This window comes from Pedobacter caeni, assembly GCF_900129215.1.
Lineage (GTDB): Bacteria > Bacteroidota > Bacteroidia > Sphingobacteriales > Sphingobacteriaceae > Pedobacter > Pedobacter caeni.
This window is the reverse complement of sequence record NZ_FQUQ01000004.1, coordinates 25,856-45,140: the sequence shown is the minus strand read 5'-3', so window position 1 is coordinate 45,140 and position 19,285 is coordinate 25,856. Positions and strand designations below refer to the sequence as shown.

Annotated in this window: 17 protein-coding genes; 7 read left to right on the top strand and 10 right to left on the bottom strand. The window is 42.9% G+C overall.

The window, feature by feature from the left end; translation table 11 throughout:
* Nucleotides 1-101: 101 nt before the first annotated feature.
* A complete protein-coding gene (locus tag BUC20_RS19545) occupies nucleotides 102-989 on the top strand; it encodes a mechanosensitive ion channel family protein (protein ID WP_073232786.1) in 888 nt (295 codons plus the stop codon).
* Here BUC20_RS19545 and BUC20_RS19540 read toward each other — a convergent pair.
* Nucleotides 986-2,695: an ABC transporter ATP-binding protein gene (locus tag BUC20_RS19540; protein ID WP_073232785.1), complete on the bottom strand. Its 1,710-nt coding sequence runs from the start codon at nucleotides 2,693-2,695 to the stop codon at nucleotides 986-988. The genes BUC20_RS19545 and BUC20_RS19540 overlap by 4 nt on opposite strands.
* Nucleotides 2,696-2,791: 96 nt before the next feature.
* Here BUC20_RS19540 and BUC20_RS19535 point away from each other — a divergent pair, with 96 nt between their 5' ends.
* The gene (locus tag BUC20_RS19535) at nucleotides 2,792-4,105 is read left to right on the top strand and encodes a nicotinamide mononucleotide adenylyltransferase (RefSeq protein ID WP_073232784.1); all 1,314 of its coding nucleotides are present in this window, start codon (nucleotides 2,792-2,794) and stop codon (nucleotides 4,103-4,105) included.
* Here the strand turns inward: BUC20_RS19535 and BUC20_RS19530 are convergent.
* Together BUC20_RS19530 and BUC20_RS19525 are read right to left on the bottom strand one after the other, a co-directional pair.
* Nucleotides 4,102-4,536, bottom strand: coding sequence for a GNAT family N-acetyltransferase (locus BUC20_RS19530; protein ID WP_073232783.1), 435 nt, complete (start codon nucleotides 4,534-4,536; stop codon nucleotides 4,102-4,104). The genes BUC20_RS19535 and BUC20_RS19530 overlap by 4 nt on opposite strands.
* A gap of 77 nt (nucleotides 4,537-4,613) precedes the next feature.
* On the bottom strand, nucleotides 4,614-5,105 hold the full coding sequence (locus BUC20_RS19525) for a YajQ family cyclic di-GMP-binding protein (protein ID WP_073232782.1): 492 nt from the start codon (nucleotides 5,103-5,105) through the stop codon (nucleotides 4,614-4,616).
* Nucleotides 5,106-5,232: 127 nt separating this feature from the next.
* Here BUC20_RS19525 and BUC20_RS33945 point away from each other — a divergent pair, with 127 nt between their 5' ends.
* The 3 genes from BUC20_RS33945 to BUC20_RS19510 all read left to right on the top strand — a co-directional run bounded on the left by BUC20_RS33945 (nucleotide 5,233) and on the right by BUC20_RS19510 (nucleotide 9,098).
* The gene (locus BUC20_RS33945) at nucleotides 5,233-6,027 is read left to right on the top strand and encodes a hypothetical protein (protein ID WP_084529085.1); all 795 of its coding nucleotides are present in this window, start codon (nucleotides 5,233-5,235) and stop codon (nucleotides 6,025-6,027) included.
* 111 nt (nucleotides 6,028-6,138) lie between these two features.
* Entirely contained in the window at nucleotides 6,139-8,196 is a 2,058-nt protein-coding gene (gene ppk1 / locus BUC20_RS19515) for a polyphosphate kinase 1 (RefSeq protein ID WP_073233865.1), read from the top strand.
* 5 nt (nucleotides 8,197-8,201) lie between these two features.
* Nucleotides 8,202-9,098, top strand: coding sequence for a Ppx/GppA phosphatase family protein (locus BUC20_RS19510; protein ID WP_073232781.1), 897 nt, complete (start codon nucleotides 8,202-8,204; stop codon nucleotides 9,096-9,098).
* On the opposite strand, the gene BUC20_RS19505 is transcribed toward BUC20_RS19510, so the two are convergent.
* The 7 genes from BUC20_RS19505 to BUC20_RS19475 are packed head-to-tail and all read right to left on the bottom strand — an operon-like array spanning nucleotide 9,089 to nucleotide 14,490.
* Nucleotides 9,089-9,556, bottom strand: a complete 468-nt coding sequence (locus BUC20_RS19505; protein ID WP_073232780.1) for a 4'-phosphopantetheinyl transferase family protein — start codon at nucleotides 9,554-9,556, stop codon at nucleotides 9,089-9,091. The two genes, BUC20_RS19510 and BUC20_RS19505, sit on opposite strands and share 10 nt — an antisense overlap.
* Complete coding sequence (locus BUC20_RS19500) at nucleotides 9,543-9,806, bottom strand: acyl carrier protein (RefSeq protein ID WP_073232779.1); 264 nt, start codon at nucleotides 9,804-9,806, stop codon at nucleotides 9,543-9,545. The genes BUC20_RS19505 and BUC20_RS19500 overlap by 14 nt, the downstream gene beginning before the upstream one ends.
* 51 nt (nucleotides 9,807-9,857) lie before the next feature.
* On the bottom strand, nucleotides 9,858-11,135 hold the full coding sequence (locus tag BUC20_RS19495) for a beta-ketoacyl-[acyl-carrier-protein] synthase family protein (protein ID WP_073232778.1): 1,278 nt from the start codon (nucleotides 11,133-11,135) through the stop codon (nucleotides 9,858-9,860).
* Nucleotides 11,128-11,574, bottom strand: coding sequence for a 3-hydroxyacyl-ACP dehydratase FabZ family protein (locus BUC20_RS19490; RefSeq protein ID WP_073232777.1), 447 nt, complete (start codon nucleotides 11,572-11,574; stop codon nucleotides 11,128-11,130). Before BUC20_RS19490 ends, BUC20_RS19495 begins: the two co-directional genes overlap by 8 nt.
* A gap of 26 nt (nucleotides 11,575-11,600) precedes the next feature.
* Nucleotides 11,601-12,653 carry a type III polyketide synthase gene (locus tag BUC20_RS19485; protein ID WP_073232776.1) on the bottom strand — a complete coding sequence of 351 codons (1,053 nt, stop codon included), beginning with the start codon at nucleotides 12,651-12,653 and terminating at the stop codon, nucleotides 11,601-11,603.
* Entirely contained in the window at nucleotides 12,650-13,360 is a 711-nt protein-coding gene (locus BUC20_RS19480; RefSeq protein ID WP_073232775.1) for a methyltransferase domain-containing protein, read from the bottom strand. Before BUC20_RS19480 ends, BUC20_RS19485 begins: the two co-directional genes overlap by 4 nt.
* A complete protein-coding gene (locus BUC20_RS19475; RefSeq protein WP_073233863.1) occupies nucleotides 13,360-14,490 on the bottom strand; it encodes an NAD(P)/FAD-dependent oxidoreductase in 1,131 nt (376 codons plus the stop codon). The genes BUC20_RS19480 and BUC20_RS19475 overlap by 1 nt, the downstream gene beginning before the upstream one ends.
* Before the next feature lie 282 nt (nucleotides 14,491-14,772).
* On the opposite strand from BUC20_RS19475, the gene BUC20_RS19470 reads away from it, so the two are divergent.
* Both BUC20_RS19470 and BUC20_RS19465 read left to right on the top strand, forming a co-directional pair.
* Nucleotides 14,773-17,829: a SusC/RagA family TonB-linked outer membrane protein gene (locus tag BUC20_RS19470; RefSeq protein ID WP_073232774.1), complete on the top strand. Its 3,057-nt coding sequence runs from the start codon at nucleotides 14,773-14,775 to the stop codon at nucleotides 17,827-17,829.
* A gap of 25 nt (nucleotides 17,830-17,854) precedes the next feature.
* Nucleotides 17,855-19,279, top strand: a complete 1,425-nt coding sequence (locus BUC20_RS19465) for a RagB/SusD family nutrient uptake outer membrane protein (protein ID WP_084529083.1) — start codon at nucleotides 17,855-17,857, stop codon at nucleotides 19,277-19,279.
* The last annotated feature ends 6 nt before the right edge of the window (nucleotides 19,280-19,285 follow it).

Sequence of the window (19,285 nt, the reverse complement as noted above, 5' to 3'; positions counted from 1 at the left end):
TACCGCAGTTTTTTTACCTGAATAAAATCACACCATGAATTTTGTACCTTTGTTTTTACCGGAGAAAATGAACCCCTTTTAATTAAAAACTCCAGTTAAAAATGATAGAAGACAAAGAAAGACAAACAGGTAAGGAGATCTTGATGATCCTGGTAAAAGCATTCATATGCTTCGTATTAATCTATTTTTATGTCATCAGTCCGGAGATTTATAAGGAGTTTCCCACGCTGGATAAATTTGCAGATACTGCCATCCTCTTTTTAGGTCCAAGTCTGATCATTTCTATCATCCGGTTAATTGTTATTTATTGGTATGTTAAAAAACACAAGTTAAAAAAGAACATAAAGGATAACTTTATTCTTGGAATCAACAGGGTCGTGTCTATCCTGAATACTGTCTTTTTTGCGATCGCGTTTACCTCTTTTTTCGATGTCAACCCAAAAGATCTGATCTTTAGCGTTTCCATTGTTGCTGCGGCTCTCGCTGTAACTTTTAAAGATTACATTGGCAATATGATCAATGGACTGATCATTATGTTTTCCGATAGGCTTTCTTTGGGCGATCACATTCGTTTGGGAGATCATGAAGGAAAAATTCTGGACATCACCCTGATCAATATGATCCTTCAAAATGAAGATAGTGATATGGTGATCATCCCAAATTCTGTGGCTTTCAGTTCTGTCATCATCAATCAGTCTAAGCAAAATACGAAGAAGCTCAGCATTGAATTTGATATGCCTTTGAAAAATGGATATACGCCTGCTTTTCTCGAAGAATACCTGAATAATGCCATTGCCAATAATACGGAAAACGTGATGGAAGGAGGCTTGTCGGTAAAGACCATTGCCATCAATAAAGATGCCGCCATATTTAAAGTAATGGTGCTGTTAAAACATTATGATAAAGTGAAAGAAAGAGTGGTCAGGCGTTTGCTCAATACGGCTCTGTTACGTCTTGCAGCAGGGCAGGATGAACTGGAGATTCATTAGCGGTTAGCACCAGGAATCGCGGTAATTAATTTCTTGGTATACTCCGCTTTAGGATGGTTATAAATGTCTTCCGGAAAACCAGTTTCTTCAACTTTTCCCTTATTCATCACAATCATCCGGTCAGATATGTGTTTCACTACGGAAAGATCATGTGAGATGAAAATATAGGTCAGCCCGAAATCCAGCTGCAACTGGCGCAACAAATTCAATACCTGTGCCTGCACAGAAACGTCCAGGGCAGATACAGATTCATCACATATGATAAATTTAGGCTGAAGTGCCAATGCTCTTGCAATCACAATCCGCTGACGTTGACCACCGGAAAACTCATGCGGATACCTGTTAAAATATTCCTTTTTCAAATCCACCCGTTCCAGTAATTCCAGTACATGTGCTTTTCGTTGCTGATCGTTATCAAAGACCCCATGGACCTGCAAAGGTTCCATCAAGGCATTACCTACAGTCAGCCGGGGATTTAAAGAAGAGTAAGGGTCCTGAAAGATGATCTGTACTTCTCTTCTCATTTTCCTTAGGGCAGTTTTGCTCAGGGAAAGGATATCTGTGCCTTCAAATAACAATTCTCCTGAAGTTGGTTCTACAAGTCTGAGTATACTTCTGCCCAATGTGGTCTTGCCACAACCAGATTCCCCGACTAAGCCAAGTGTTTCACCGGGAAAGATATCAAAGGAAATATCATCCACCGCCTTCACAAAGGCTGTAGGTTTGCCAAACATCCCTTTCTTTATCGGATACCAGGTACATAGGTTTTTGACCTGAAGGATGGGCGCTTGCGCATATAATGTTTTTCTCCGTGCTGCAATTTCTGAAAAGGTGTAAGCATTGCTTTCCAGTAAATGGGCAACCGCCATTTCTTTGTTTTCGTTTAAGAAATCTGCAACAACGGGTAGTTTCTTTAATAAATGTTTAGGGTCGGGTCTGCAGGCGAGTAATCCTTTGGTATAAGGGTGTTCCGGCGATTCAAACACATATTTTGCCGGACCCTGTTCCACGATATTCCCTTTATACATCACCGCAACCTCATCTGCAATCTCCCGGATCACTGCGAGATCATGGGAAATGAAAATCATGGCCATTTGTCGTTCTTCCTTTAACCTCAGCAATAGCTCCAGGATTGTTTTTTGCACGGTAACATCCAATGCTGTTGTGGGCTCATCGGCAATTAACAACTCAGGATTACAGCTCAGTGCCATGGCGATCATTACCCTTTGCTTTTGTCCGCCGGACAGCTGATGGGGATAACTTTCAAAGATCTGCTCAGGGCGGGGGAGTTGCACCTCTTTAAACAAGGCTATGGTCCGTTCACGGGCTTCGTTTTTATCGCTGTGCTGATGTAGTATGATGGCTTCCTGAACCTGATACCCGCAGGTAAAAACAGGATTCAGTGAGGTCATGGGTTCCTGAAAAATCATTGCAATTTTATTGCCCCTGTATTTTCTGATCTCTGCAGCAGATAGTCCAAGCAGGTCAATCTTATCAAACTCGATATCTCCGGTAATCTTTGTGCTTTCCGGATCATGTAACCTCATAATGGAAAATGAAGTCACCGATTTTCCGGATCCCGATTCCCCGACAATACCCAGAACTTTTCCTTTTTCCACTCTGAAACTGATATCATTCACAGCTTTTAGCCAGGATTTATCTTCTTTATTGAGGAATTCTATGTCGAGGTTTTTAACGTTTAGCATCTGACAACCAAGGTAGTGTTTTGATCTTAAAAAAATTGAAATCAAGATAGGCAATTTTATGGCCTGAAATCCGCGTTATTGTGTTATTTTTGCAAAATGGAAAGAGAAATTCTGGATACCAAGCGTAAAGCTTTGAAGATTAACTTAAACCCTAAGATTTACGGAACTTTTGCAGAGATCGGTGCAGGACAGGAAGTGGCCCGTAACTTTTTTACCGCAGGGGCTGCTTCAGGAACAGTTGCTAAAACCATGTCGGCTTACGATATGACCTTTAGTGATGCAATCTATGGTGTCGAAGAATCGGGGAGATATGTGAGTCAGTCCAGGTTATTGAAAATGCTGAGCCATGAGTTTAGCTTACTCAATGAAAGGTTACACGGAGAGAAGTACGACGACCGTACTTTCTTTGCCTTTGCAGATACGGTAACGACTTTAAATTATAACAAATCAAATGATCCTCATGGCTGGATCGGACTCCGTTTCCAGGCAGAGCCGGATGGCGAACCCAATGAGATCTTTTTCCATGTCAGGTTACTGGATACTGATGCTGCTTTGCAGCAAAATGTATTGGGAATTATCGGGGTAAACCTGGTTTACGCTGCTTTCTATTATAACCAGGATCCGAAAACCATGATCGAATCCCTTGCAGATAACCTGACTGTAGGCTCTGTAGAGATCGATTTAATCTCGGTAAACGGACCTGTATTTAAAAACATCAATAACATCCTTTTGAACCTTTACCTGATTGTAAAGGACTTCTCGGATGCGGCTATATTTGATTCCCTGGGTAAACCTTGTTTGCCTAAAGACCTTTTATATAAAAAGGATATCATGATTTTGCGGACCAAGTACGCGCAGAAATCCAATCCAAACTTCAGCATGTTAAACAAAGCTGTAGATCAGTTTGTACACTCCGAAAATGTAAGCAAAGAGAACTTAAGTGTATTGATTGAGGTACTGATGTCTAATGTGTTGAGTTCGGGAGAAGAAGAACCGGAAAGTTTCGATCTGGAAGCGGTAGCCAAACGTGCCGAAGACATGTGTAAAACGGGCAACCTTGTGATGGTCTCGAATTTTACCAGACATAACAAACTCGCTAAATATTTAGACCGTTGTAAGCCAAAAAGTGTAGGGATCTCTACAAATATCAACAACCTTAAGTTTGTGTTCAACTCGAGCAATTTTGGAGAGAACTATTCCAGCCAGTTGTTGAGCTATGTGAGTGATATGTTCAGTAAGAACGTCCGCTTATTTGCTTATCCTTTCCTGGATAAAAAGACCAATACGGTAATTACAAGTGCCAATATGCCGGTTACACCAGATGCAAAACCATTGTTCGACTTCCTGATCCTGAACGGGTATATTGCCGATATCAAAGATTACAGTGAAGGAGATGTGAAAACGGTTTAGAGATAGGCATCTTTGATGACAACGGCCATCAGTCTTTCGGGATGGTCGATGTGTTTAAAACCGAATTGTTCGTATAATCCATGGGCATCCATGGTGGCCAGCATATACCTTCTCAGACCCTGCAGATCGTGGTGGAAGAGCATGAGCGACATGAGTTTCTTTGAAAGGCCTTGTCCGCGGTAGATTTCCGAAACATAGACATCTGCCAGATAAGCAAAGGTTGCTTTATCGGTGATCCATCGGGCGAATCCAACCTGTTCGGCATCTTTGTAGATTCCAAAACACAGCGAATTGTCTATAGACTTCTGAACAGTTTTTAAAGGGATGTTCTGAGCCCAGTAAGATTGGGTGCTCAGGTAATGGTGGACCGCAACAGTATCTATTTTCTGTGGGTCGTCTGAATAAATAAAACCACTATCAATAATTTCCATGAGTGTCGGTTTATACCTATAAAATTACCTCATCTTATCTTCAGAAAACCAGGAGGATAAGATGAGGTAACCAAGAATTAGTTACGCATATTGATGTATTGCAAAGGCTGTCCGAAGTCTTCGCCTTTGCAAAGTGCAATGACACCCTGAAGGTCATCAATGCTTTTGCTCTGTACACGAACCTGGTCATCCATCATCGAAGCCTGTACTTTCAGTCCGCTTGCTTTTATTTTTGCAACAATTTTTTTAGCGGTTTCTTTGTCAATACCTTCTTTAATAGAGATCTCTTTTCTGATCATATTTCCTGAAGCGTAGGTCTCTTTACCGAAGTCCAGACTGTTAGAATCCAGCCCTTGTTTCACCATTCTGGAGATAATAGCGTCCTGAATTGCCTTTAAACGCATATCGTCCTCAGTTACAATAGTGATCTGATTGGTCTTCTTATCATGGTCTATTGTACTTTTAGAAGTGTTGAAATCATAACGATTCAGGATTTCTTTTTTTGCATTGTTCATCGCATTATCAAAGGTTTGCGCGTCAACTTTACTTACAATATCAAAAGTGGGCATGATTATAGCTTTAGAATAAAAAATATATTAGATTTAACGTAGTAATTAACCCATTGAGGGTTCTTCACACAAATATAAAACATTAAACAAAGAATACGATCAACAATAAAACTTATAAATAAAGAATATGAAAGGCAATAAATCAAGAGTACAGAAGAAAGCTGATAAAAAAGCAGCCAAAAAACAATTGGAAAAGAGTCTTAGTGATAAGTTCTTTGAAGTAGTAAAACATTTAGGCCACGATGCCGAGAAAATAGGTGATGACATTGCCAAAGCAAGTAAAGTAGTTGCGGGTAAACTGTCTAAGAAATTCCTTGAAGTAAGGAAAGCAGTAAACGAGAAGCTGGAAGAAGCTGCGGCAGCAAGCGATGCAGTTAAAAAGAAAGCAGAAAAAGCTGGAAAGAAAGCAGAGAAGAAAGCCAAATCTGTAAAGAAAGAGGTGAAGAAAGAAGTTTCCAAAGACGTTAAAAATGCAAAGAAAGTAGTTAAGAAAGCCGTTGCAAAAGCGAAACCGGTAGTGCAAAGCGTGAAAGTTGCGGCAATTGCTACCGAAGAAAAAGCAGCTGATGCCATTGCTAAAACAGCTCAGAAAGTAGTTGCTAAAACAAAAACTGTGGCTAAAGCAGTAGCTGCGGGTGCAGCTGAAGCGAAAAAAGAAGTGGTTGCTGCAGTTAAAGCACCAGCAAAACCAGCTGCAGCTAAGAAACCTGCTGTAGCTAAGAAACCAGCTGTAGCTAAAGCTACTGCTCCGAAACCTGCTGCAGCTAAGACTGTTACCGCTAAGCCAGCCGCCGCTAAACCAGCAGCCCCAAAAGCTGAAGCGCCAAAAGCCACTCCGGCAAAACCAGAAGTTGCCCCGGCAAAAACTGAAGCAGCTGCTGCGCCTGCAGCACCTGTCAAGGACGCTGCAGAGAGCAAATAGCGGGAGGTTAAGTTTTAATTCTATGGTTAAGTGATAATTAACAATTACTTAACAATAGAATTTGCAGTTTTGAGCATCCCTGTTTCTTACAGGGATTTTTTTATTTTATACATGACGAGAAAAAAGGCACCATTTCTAAATAGAGAGATCAGTTGGTTATATTTTAACGAACGGGTCCTGCAGGAAGCTGCAGATGAAACGGTTCCCCTTATTGAGCGGATCAAGTTCCTGTCTATATTCTCTTCCAACCTGGAAGAGTTTTATAGGGTGAGGGTAGCCACCATGACGCGTTTAGCCAACCTGAACGAGAAAGCAAAAGCCTTGCTGGGCTTCAATCCCAAGAAGATCTTAAATGAGATAAAAAACATTGTAGTCAAACAGGAACGTAAGTTCGAACAGTTGTTTCAGGCCACACTGATCAATGAACTGGCACAAAACAGGATCTTTATCCTCAATGAAACCCAGCTAAACGTAGCCAGGGGAGAGTTTGTAAGAAACCATTTCCGCGATAAGATCCTTTCCAATCTGGTACCCATCATGGTTGATCTGGAGAAACCTTTTCCAGAACTTAAAGACCGTTACCTGTACTTCTTTGTGAGGCTTTCGAAAAAATCTTCAAAAACGGGTGCAAGGTATGCCCTGATAGAGTTGCCACCGGACCTTCCACGTTTCCTGGTCTTACCGGAAACCAACGGACTTAAATTCATTATCCTGGCAGAAGACATCATCAAATACTGTCTGGACGATATATTTTATGTTTTTAATTATGATGAGCTTGATGCTTATTCCATCCAGCTCACCAGAGATGCGGAACTGGACATCGATAAAAATGTAAGTGATAAGTTTATTGAAGAGCTGAGAAGCAGCCTTGATAAACGTAAAAAAGGAAAGCCAATGCGCTTATTGTACGATACGGAAATGCCTTTCGAAATGCTGACCGTGCTCGTAAATAAGATGAAAATAGAAGCCGAAAGCCTGATCCCGGGAAACAGGTACCATCGTTTCGGAGATTTTATTGCCTTCCCAAATGTGGGTGGCAAGGAATTGGAATACCCCTCCAATCCGCCAATTAAAGTGGCCGGATTACACCGTACTGAAAGTATCTTCAATAAACTGGCAACGCGTGATTACCTGATCAACCTGCCTTATCAGTCTTATGATTACATCATTCTCTTCCTGAGGGAAGCAGCGATTGATCCGAAAGTAACAGAAATCAACATCACTTTATATCGCCTTGCGGAAAATTCAAGGGTGGTCAATGCCCTGATCAATGCGGCAAAAAATGGTAAAAAAGTAAACTGCCTTGTAGAATTAAAAGCAAGGTTCGATGAACAGGCCAATATTTTCTGGAGCACAAGACTGAAAGAAGAAGGTGTAAATGTAAACTACGGACTGACCGATTATAAGGTGCATTCCAAGATCTGTCTGGTGAAAAGAATGGAAAAGGGTAGGGCAGTATATTATGCCAACCTGGCCACCGGGAATTTCAACGAGAAAACAGCCAGAATTTATTGTGACCACAGCATCTTTACTTCCAAAAAAGAAATCACCCAGGACCTGTTGAAGCTTTTTACAGCACTCAATAAAAAGACAGTGGCCAGTGGATTCAAACACCTAATCGTTTCTCCTTTAGAATCGAGAACGAAATTCTATGGGCTGATTGACCGCGAAATCAAGATTGCCAAACAGGGTAAACCTGCTTACATGATCCTGAAAGTAAACAGTCTGGCCGATGAAGGTGTGGTTGAAAAACTATACGAAGCAAGCAATGCGGGAGTGAAAATAAAGATGATCGTAAGGGGGATTTGCACCCTGGTGCCGGGCATTGCAGGCTTTAGCGAAAACATTACCGTGATCAGTATCATCGATAAATTCCTGGAACATGCCAGGGTATTCATCTTTGGAAATAATGGCAAGGAAGAAATGTTCCTTTCCTCTGCAGATTTAATGAGCAGGAATTTCGAACACCGCGTAGAGGTGGGCTTTCCGGTGCTCGATAAGGAAGTGAGACAGGAAATCAGGGACATCATCGAGTTCCAGCTGCAGGACAATGTAAAGGCCCGTGACATCACCAGACTGAACAACAATAAATACCATAAAAACAGAATCAATACCAAAGTTAGGGCGCAGGTGCAGACCTACAATTACTTAAAAAATAAACATCAATAAAGCCAATGCTTAGATATGCTGCTATAGATATAGGGTCAAATGCCGTTAGGTTATTAATTGCTGATATCACAAAAAACGACGAAGGATTCGGCTTCAAAAAAAACACGTTAATCAGGGTTCCCTTAAGGCTGGGAGATGATGCTTTCTTAGATCACCGCATCTCAGAACGTAAAACAGAAGACCTGCTGAAAACAATGGCTGCCTTCAAAAACCTGATGGACGTATATCAGGTGTCTAAATACCTGGCATGTGCAACTTCAGCTATGCGCGAGGCAGACAATGGTGCCGACATCATTAAAAAAGTAAAGAAACTGACAGACCTTAACCTGGAAATCATCGAAGGGCAGAGGGAAGCAAATATCATCTATTCCAATCACATCGAAGAGAACCTGGATAACAAGAAAAGTTACCTGTACATAGACGTAGGTGGAGGAAGCACAGAACTTTCTGTATTTGTAAACCGCATTCCAATCGCTTCTAAATCTTTTGACATCGGAACGATCAGGATCCTTGACAATCAGGATCGGGAAGAAACCTGGGAAGAGATGAAACTCTGGGTAAAAGAGAACACTAAAACCCTGAAAAACCTGGCCGCAATCGGAACGGGTGGAAACATCAACAAGCTGTACCGCATGTCTGATGAGAAAGAGGGAATGCCGATGTCTTTCTTAAAGCTAAAAGGTCTTTATAACAACCTGAATGCACATTCTTTGAAAGAAAGAATCCAGGTATTCGGACTAAACCCGGATCGCGCAGACGTGATCATTCCTGCCTGTGAAATTTACATCACCCTCTTAAAATGGACAGGAATCAAACAAATTTATGTGCCTAAAGTAGGAATGGCCGATGGGATCATCAATCTGCTGATTGAAGAAAATCTGGTTCAGCCAAACTACAAATAAGCCAATGCAAGGTATCGGCCATGGTGACTCACCGTGGCCGGAGCCGTGTTTCTGTAACTTTCATCAGAAGGATCATAGCAGCTGATGTCAATCCGTGCCGCCTCAAGAGGAAAACTTTCGCCCGCCATGGTATGAATAAACTCCGGGTTGACTGCGCTCTGGGTGAAATACTTTAACCGCTGGCAAACCACTACTCCTGTAGCACAGGTTCCATGTAGCTTCACTTCCGTACAAACCAATTTTACCGGCGCAAATACATGCCAGTTCTTCCTTCTCGAATGAATCTTATAAACAGCTTCTTTCATGCTCCATAAGAGCCAGACCATCTGACAAGGATTAGAAGCACTTAGTATGAGCTGTTGCTCTTCCCTGGAAAACACCTTTTGAAGGTATCCTTTTCTGCGCCAGTTACTGTCTGCATCAGCCTGATGCAGGTCAACAATATCATTTCCGATCAATCTCTTTCAATTTACTTTCTATAATCTCTATTGCTGCGCTGACATTGAGCATGCGCTCCATAGAAAGGTTATCTATTTCAATGTCAAACTCTTCTTCCACGTCCAGCACTACATCCACCAGGTTGGCCGAATTGATTTTCAGGTCTTTCGTGAAATCTGTGGTTTCGCTAAGGTACTCTAAGGCATCCTTGTCATGACTGTAGCTGGCAACAATGGTTTTTAACTTTGAGAGTAATAATTGTCTGTCCATGTTTTCTTTTGAAATGGTAGTCGATCCCCATTACTTTCCTTATCAAACAGATCAGGAAGCAATAAGTTTTTTAAAAATTATACAAGCGTTTACATCCCCGAATCCAAAGCTCGCCTTGGCCACAACACGGAGATCTTCAGTAGTCATTTGCTGCGGGATACAGGATGCATCTATTAGTCCGGTAATCTCCGGATGTAAATCTTCACAATTCAGGTTGGGCGCAATAAAACCATGATAAAGCTGTAGCACGGCAGCAACAGATTCAATGCTTCCCGCTGCACTTAAGCAATGCCCGACCATAGATTTTAAGGAATTGATCGCAGGAAAATCTTTACCTGTTCTCTGCAGGGCGATACTCCAGTTTTCTACTTCCAATGCGTCTTTTGAGGTGGCAGTGAGGTGACCATTGATCAGGTCAATGTCGGCTGCATTAATCCCGGAATCCGAAACCGCTGTGGCAATACAACGCTGAACAGCCATTGCATTTGGGGCTGTCATGGTTCCTGTGCCTCTTTGTCCGCCGGAGTTGATGTTTCCCCCAAGCACCTCTGCATAAATCCTTGCACCTCTGGAAACTGCACTTTCCAAAGATTCGAGCACCAGCGCTCCTGCTCCGCTGCCGGGAACAAAACCACTGGCACTTGCACTCATCGGCCTGGAGCCCTGTTCGGGAGCACCGTTGTGTTTAAAAGTACATACCCGCATGGCATCAAATCCGGCCCATATATATGGGCCACTGTCGCTGGTACTTCCGGCAAGCATTCTTACCGCCTGACCAGATTTGATGCGCTCATAAGCCATTAAAATGCTTTCTGTGCCAGTTGTACAAGCCGAAGAGTTGGTGCTCACCTGGTTTCCCAGCCCAAGCTTTCCACCAATATAAGCACTGATGCCGCTGGCCATGGTCTGTGCAACTACGGTGCTGCCCAGTTTCCTGGCCTGCAATTCATCAATCTTATAAATGGCTTCCCGGAATTTATCCACTCCGGAAGTGCCGGTTCCAAAAATGGTTCCACTGTCCCAATCGGGCTCTTCAGTTGCTGCAACAGACAATCCGGCATCCTGCCAGGCATCCATAGCGGCAATTACCCCATAAAGAATTCCGGAACTGTTGAAATTTCTCCATTCCAGTTCCGAGAAATAACGGGCAATCAAGGCTTCAGGAAGTACAGGTTTCCCTGCAATCTGACAGGAAAACTGAAGTGCCTCAAGTTGAGCGTCCTTCACAATCCCTGAACGGCCCAGTTGTATGGCTTCCAGAAATGGTTTCAAACCAACTCCGTTTGGTGCAACCACACCCATACCCGTTATGACAACCCTGTTAGGCATTCATTTTATTGGTTACCATTCCCGCGATAGTTCCTTTACAAACCACTTCACCTGCTTCATTTGTCATCTGAACAGTACAGTTTAGCTTCTTAAAACGGAAATAAACCTTCTCTGCAGTGACGGTTACCTTTTCTCCGGGGAAAACTGGTTTCATGAAATCGATCGCTGTGGAAGTCAGCATTACGTGTCCAGGAACACCGGCAGCTGCTGTTGCAGTTAAGTAAATGCCCAGGCAAACCAAACCAATCTGTGCCATGGTTTCTGTTAAAATCACTCCCGGAGTTACCGGATGATCCTTGAAATGGCCTTTATAAAAATCAAGATCTTTTGAAAAAGTATAATATCCTTTTACCCCGTTCTCATCGATGTGCTCCAGTTCATCAACAAACAAAAAAGGTTTTGTGTATGGTAAGTGGCTGAGTATCTCTTCTTTATTCATTTTTTTATTCAAATTAGTCGGCTAATTTACCATTTTAATAATATTCTCTGTGCAGAAAAACCAGGTCCGAAGCTTAGCATCAATCCAAGGTCCCCCTTCTTAGGGTTTAAATCAAGGTAACGCATCAATACATAGAACACCGTTGCACTGGACATATTTCCATATTGCCGGAGGACCTCCCTGGTTTCATTGATGTTCTGACCCGACTGGTTAAAAAATGCTTCTACCGTCTGAATGATTTTTTTGCCTCCGGGATGAAAGATCAAATGACTGATCTCCGAAACTTTCAATCCATGTTTGGCCAGGAAAGGATGGATGATCTTAGGGAAATGCAATTCAATCTCTTCCGGAACCTCAACGTCTAACACCATTTCTAAACCCGAATTGCCCATGTGAAAACCCATGAGTTGCTCTGCATCATAGAAATGGTACATTTCTTCTGCAACGATTTCGGGACCTTCGTCTTCAGGAGCAGAAGAGAGCAACACACAAGCAGCCCCGTCCCCAAAAATAGCGGTACTTACAATGTTGGCCATAGAGAAATCATTCAATTGAAATGTTGCCGTAGGCGATTCTACCGCAATTACAGCAGCACGTTTTCCAGGATTGGCCTGTAAGAAGTTCTTCGCATAAATCAATCCGGAAATCCCGGCAGCACAGCCCATTTCGGTGACTGGCAAACGGATAATGTCTTGTCTTAATCTTAAATTATTGATGATGTAAGCATCCATCGAGGGAATCATCATCCCCGTACAACTCACCGTAATGATGTAATCCAGATCTTCTCCTTTCCAGGATGCTTTTTCTAAAGCCTGCTTTAAACAATCGGTCCCCAGCCGGATACTTTCCCGGATGTAAATGTCATTCCTTTCCTCAAAAGACATGTTACTGAAAACTTCTTCCGGCGACATGATCGAGTACCTTCGGTCTACCATTGCATTTTCGAAGATCTTCCTGGCTTTTCTGATCAGCCGGTCCTCTTGCCCGGAGAGCCAGATGTCCAGAAATGGAAGGATCTCCGGAGTACTTCTCGAGTATTCAGGCAGAGATTTGGCTACGGTTTTGATTTTTACACTCATATTGAAGGAATAATCCATTGGTAACGGAAAGCCCATTTCCATCGGATACTGGTGTTTTTAAAATTTAATTGATCGGAGTAACCTTGCAAATCCTCTTTTTTAAACCCTCTTAAAATCGAAACGAGGCCATCCTCTTTCGACATGCTGTTGAGCCGAAACACAAAACACAAAGCGATAAACAGGTAATAGGGAAGGGCGCTCCGTTGTAAATCATTGATCACAATGCCCAGCCTGGCTTTTTCTTTAAAACCCTTCAATAACCTCAAAATCTCTTCATCTTTAAAATGATGTAGTGTGAGGGTACAAAGGATCAGGTCGTATTCCTTTTCCAAAAGGATCTCCTCAAAGATATCTGCGCATAAAAAATCGATATTCTCGTAACTTTCCGAAAGCTGCCGGGCATGGCTGATGGTAAATGCATTGGCATCTATACCGGTCAGCTGGAATGTCAAATGCTTTTTACGGGCAAAACCAGCAAGTGTCCTCAGCATATCTCCATTGCCACAACCCACATCAAGAATCCTGATTGTTTTTTGAGCATCATCACTGCTGAGTAACTGTTTTACCCCCTGTAAGGTGATCTTGTTCCCACCTAACAATCTGTTAATTCCCGCTATTTTATCCAAAGCATCCCTCAATACTTCTCCTTCCATGGAAAAATCATCCATGACCTCAGGAGCATTGCTACGTTGAGAAGTGTCGACCATTACGTTGGCATTATAGGTTTTCCATGGGTTTGCTTAATCAGCAGGCGTAATAAAGAAGGTAACTTCATTAATATACGCAGTAATTTGTCAGAGAGTTGCCTCTTCCTCAGAATTCCGGAGATTATTTTTCCGGCACGAAGCCTCTTATTAAAATGTAATTCCCATAAATTCTGATAATTGCTTTCCATCTTATGACGGGAAATGGTCCTTCCTTCCAGGTAATCAATCACCGATTCTGCGCAAATCTTGGCACTATGGATTGCCATCGCCATCCCATTTCCACAGAGCGGATGGATCAGTCCTGCGGTATCTCCAATCATTAAAATGTTATTCCAGACTGCAGTTTTCCGCTCAAATGAAATCTGACTGATCACGAGCGGATCCTCAAACAATATCCTGGAATTTTCAAAGAGTTTCCTTAAATGCTCGTTTTTGTAAAGCACCTGCATCCGGTGTTCGGGAATACTTTTGTACCGTTTAAAAGAAGCATAATCTACCAGGTAACAGATGTTGATCCGGTTGTTTTCCACTTTAGATACCCCACAATAACCACCATCAAAATTATGGAGTGCAACCAGGTCATCAGGGAAAGCACCTTCGTAATGCGCTTTTATGGCCAGCCATGGCGACTTCCTTTGAATAAAACTCCGGGATAATTTCTGATCCAGGGCATCTCTTTTTCCATAGGCACCAATGACAATCTTTGCCCGGAGTACCTGTTTGTTTCCCAGTTTTACCTGAAACTCTTCCTGAGCAAAGCTGATGTCTGTTACTGTTTCACAAATAAACTGACATCCCCTTTCCAGGGCATGCTCATAAAGAAAAGCATCCAGTACATACCTGCTGATTCCGAATCCTCCCAATGGCAGCACTGCTTCCAGTTGTTTCCCTGCTATCGTGGAAAGCTGAAATCTGTTTATTCTTGCAGGAGAGAGGGAGCTGATGTCCAGACCGAGCCATTCCAGGTAAGGAACCACCTCATTGGAAATATATTCACCACATACCTTGTGCTGCGGATAAGTATTTTTCTCGATAAGTGTAACGGGGAATCCTGATTTTAAAAGATGAATGGCTGCGGTTAATCCTGCCAATCCTCCTCCTGCGATAAGTATATCCATTTTGGTTTCCATAACCGGCAGCCGGGCTTTATGCTTTAACAACAAGATAGCAAATGATTTGTTTATTAACTTATTTTATAATTTTCATCCCATTACTTTAAGAATTTCACCCCTTCAGGGGTTCATTGTTGCCTACTTTAGGCCTGACCGAATATTTAATCAATGAACCCCTGCCTTTTCCAGAGGCATCGCCTTGCGCTGGATCAATCCCAGCAAAGCTCATCTGCTTAATGTTTCCGGTTATACCCCTAACCGCTTCTCCCTGAGAAGTTAATTAACTAAACCAAATCTGATATGATGAAAAGAATCCCCCTTCTTATTGCTTTATTCTATTGTTGCAGTACCTTCGTATTTGCGCAAACAACGCCGGTTAATGGTGTTGTAAAAGATAAACTAAACAGCCCCTTACCGGGTGTCTCTGTACGGGTTAAGAACTCCGCAATAGCAACGTCCACCAATTCGGATGGTAAATTTTCTATCGCTGCTAAGCCTGGCGACCTGCTTGTCTTTAGCAGCATCGGCTTTCAGAGCCAGGAACTGAAACCGGGAACAGGACCTCTTAATGTGATCCTCGAAGAGGAAAATGCGAGGTTAGAGGAAGTAGTTGTGGTGGGTTATGGTACTCAACGCAAGAAAGACCTGACCGGTGCGGTTTCTTCCATTTCCGCCAAGAGTGTAGAAAATGTACCTATTGCGCGTCTGGATCAGATCATTCAGGGGCGGGCAGCCGGTGTACAGGTGAGCCAGACACAGTCGCAACCCGGAGGAACAGTAAGTTTAAGAATCCGTGGTACCAACTCCATCAATTCCAGCAATGAACCACTATTTGTAATTGATGGCTTTCCGGGAGCGGGAAATTTAAGTTCGCTCAATCCTAACGACATTCAATCTATAGACATCCTGAAAGATGCTTCTTCCATTGCCATTTATGGTAGCAGGGGTGCAAATGGGGTAGTCATCGTGACCACCAAAAAAGGCGCAGCCGGGCAATCGGCCATTAATTTTGAAGCCTATTATGGCTTGCAGAAGGTCCGGAACCCTTATGAAATGATGAATGCAACTGAGTTTGCAAATTACCTTAATGATGCGCAAAGACTTACGAATATTGAAACACCTGGTTCTGCAAAGGCTTTACCTTATACTGATGCACAGATTGCTGCATTGGGTAAAGGAACAGACTGGCAGGACGAGCTGTTCAGAACTGCCCCGATCAGCAATTACCAGTTGAACTTTATTGGAGGAACAGCAGAAACAAAATACAACCTGAGCATGAACTATTTTGATCAGCAGGGCATCATCCTCAATTCCGGCTACAAAAAAGCTTCAGTAAGGTTTAACCTGGATAAAAAAGCTGGAGAGAAACTGAACTTCGGTTTTACTTCCCAGCTCACCGGAGCGATCGATAAAAGAGCATTGGTCAATACCGGAGGCGGTTCAGCAGGAGGCGTATTACTGGATGCCTTAAGGATAAACCCTGCTGTACCTGTTTTTACCAATGGTGATTATACCTATCAGAACGGCCCTACGGGTTATGCTTTTGCCTTGGGTAATCCTGTAGCCTATGCTGAAAAATCAAAGAACCAATACAAAAATATACGTGGCCTGGTCAACTTTTATGGGGAGTATGAGCTCATTAAAGGATTGAAATTTAAGACCACCCTGGGTACAGACTTTAACCTCGAAACGAGAAATATGTTTGTGCCTTCAGATTTGTTTCTGGGAAGCAATACCCTTGGATCTGCAAGAAAAGAGTATTCAGATAACCTGGGATGGGTGAATGAAAATACCCTGACCTATGATAAACAGATCAATAAAAACCATGCGCTGAATATCGTTGGTGGTTTCAGTATGCAGGAATTTAATACGAGTGATTTCTTTGCGGCAAGCACCAATTTCTTCACCAATGTGCTTGGTCCGGATAACATCGGAATTGGTTCCAATGTACTGGTTCCTGGCTCGGGAAGGGTGAAAAATTCGCTGGCTTCCTTTTTCGGACGTGCGAACTACAGACTGATGGACAAATACCTGTTTACCTTTACCATGCGTGCTGACGGTTCTTCTAAGTTCGGAGTGAATAACAAATGGGGGTACTTCCCCTCAGGAGCAGTTGCCTGGCGCGTCATTGAAGAAGATTTTATGAAGTCCTTAACGTTTATCAGCGACTTAAAACTTCGCGCAAGTCTGGGTGTTTCCGGAAATCAGGAAATTGATCCATATCAATCCATGGCACGTTACCTCAACAATGGGGCGACATTAGGGAATGGCCGTGTGGTTGGTGTATCTCCAAATAACATCCCCAATCCAAACCTGGCCTGGGAATCCACTTCTTCCTTTGACATCGGAGTGGATGTGGCGCTCTTTAAAAACAGAATCACCTTAACTGCCGATTATTATAGTAAACATACCAAAGACCTTTTGTTGAATGTCTCTGTGCCGCGTAGTACCGGGTTTGGAAGTATTCTGCTCAATGCCGGAGGTGTAGACAATAAAGGTTTTGAAATCGCGCTGAATACCGAAAATATCAACGGGAAAACCTTCCAATGGAGCACAAACCTGAATTTCTCTATGAACCGCAATAAGGTGACCGATCTGGCAGGAGAAAAAGAACGTTTCGTGGGTGATGCAAGTTCCAGTCTTTTCCCTTCAGGAACAGGAGGAACAAATGTCCTGAGAGTAGGGGAGTCTATCGGCTCATTTTATGGTTACCGCTTCCTGGGGATCTGGCAAACACAGGCAGAGATCGATGCCAGTGGAATTAAAGGCGTGCTTCCGGGCGATCCGAGATATGCAGACCTGACCAACGACAAAGTGATCGATGCCAAAGACCGGGAGATTATTGGCCATGCTCAACCTGATTTTATCTACGGAATCACCAACAATTTCAGCTATGGAAGGCTAAACCTGAATGTGTTCATTCAAGGTGTTCAGGGAGCGGAAGTGCTCAACTTAAACCGCTATGAAATGGAATCCGGTGATTTTACCACCAATAAACTGGCGAGTGTAAATGACCGTTGGACCGGCCCGAATACCAGCAATACTATTCCAAAAGCGAACAGCACCTTGCGCAGAAGAACGGGAATCACAAGTGATGTGGTAGAGAATGGCAGTTTCCTTCGCCTGAAAACCGTATCGCTGTCTTACAATATTCCTATTGGTAAAGTACTGGGCAAAACGATCAAATCCATTAATGTGTATGCAACGGGAACGAATTTGCTGACGATCACAAAATACAGTGGATATGATCCTGAAGTTAACTCCTTTGCATTGAGCAATGGCCTGAGCATGAATACGGATTACAATGCCTACCCTACGGTGAAAACTTATACTGCAGGCGTAAGATTTGGGTTTTAATTGATCATTTATTAAGAAAACGACGATGAAGAAAATAACGATATTATTAGCGGTTATGGTTTTAATGACAACCGTATCCTGTAAGAAATTTCTCCAGGAGGATCCTTATGATTTTATTTCCAAGGATAAGTTTTATAAAACGGAAGCAGATGCCAATGCGGCATTGAATGGAGTGATCAGCATTATGCAGTTGCAGCAATACTATGGCCGGACCGTCTGGGTAGTAAACGACCTGACGGGAGATCAGATGAAGGTCGGCTTACCACAAACCAACCGGCCGGAATTGTATAGCCAAACCTATACTTCTACCAATGGAGAGATCAGTAACTGGTGGAACAATTCTTATGTACTGATCAACCGGGCAAACGATGTGATCGGAAATGTAGAAGGAGGCCCAATCGCTGAAGCCGCAAAAAATAACCTCCTTGGCAATGCCAGGTTCCTGCGTGCCCTGGCCTATTTTGATTTGGTAAGGAGCTTTGGTGAAGTGCCTCTTTTGCTGAAAGCAACCGAAGGAACGGATGATTTAAGACCTTCAAGGAGTCCGCTTAAATCAGTCTATGACCAGATTGTGCTGGACTTAAAGTTTGCGGAAGCAAACTGTGTGACCGAAGATAAGATTCCTGCGGCTTCCAAAGGAAGGGTTTCCAGTGGAGCGGCAAGTGCTTTACTGGCTAAAGTCTATTTAACCAGGGCATCCGGTGCTGCGGCAGTTGCTACGGATTATCAGGATGCGCTGACGGCTTGTAATAGGGTCATTGCGGTAAGTCCCGCAGTATACACCTTATTGCCTTTTGCGGATGTGTTTAATCCGGATAAAAAAGCCGCCAATAAAGAGGAGATTTTTACCGTTCAGTTTGGTCTGGCACCAAGCGTTGGAACGATTACGCCAAGAATGCATTTGCCAAAGGCTGTTGCACCTTTTGATGGGAATGAAGCGTTTTACGTAGAAAATGCTTTTGCCTTATCTTATGCAGCAACAGACCTTAGAAAAGCTGCTACAATAGGGGCAGTACCCAATACGGCTAACTTTTATTACCTCAAATTCACCGATCCTTCCAGACAGGGAAACAGTGCGAGAAACAATTGGGTGATCCTGCGTTATGCAGATGTTTTGCTGATGCAGTCGGAGGCCATGAACCAGATCAACAGCGCTGATCTCAATAAATTTAATGGCATCAATGCGGTTAGAAACAGGGCAGGATTATTGCCTTTGAGCATGGTCACTACTCCTGGTAAGGAAGAGTTTATTACCGCCCTTGTAGACGAAAGAGGTTGGGAATTTGCGGCAGAGGGGCAAAGAAGGTATGATTTGCTAAGGCTGGGAAGAATGAAACAGCAACAGCTGAAATTACATAACATTGTGCTGGATGATAAGTATCTCCTGATGCCGGTTCCGGAAACAGAAAGAACATTGAATCCAAACCTGAGTCAGAATACAGGTTTTTAAATAGAA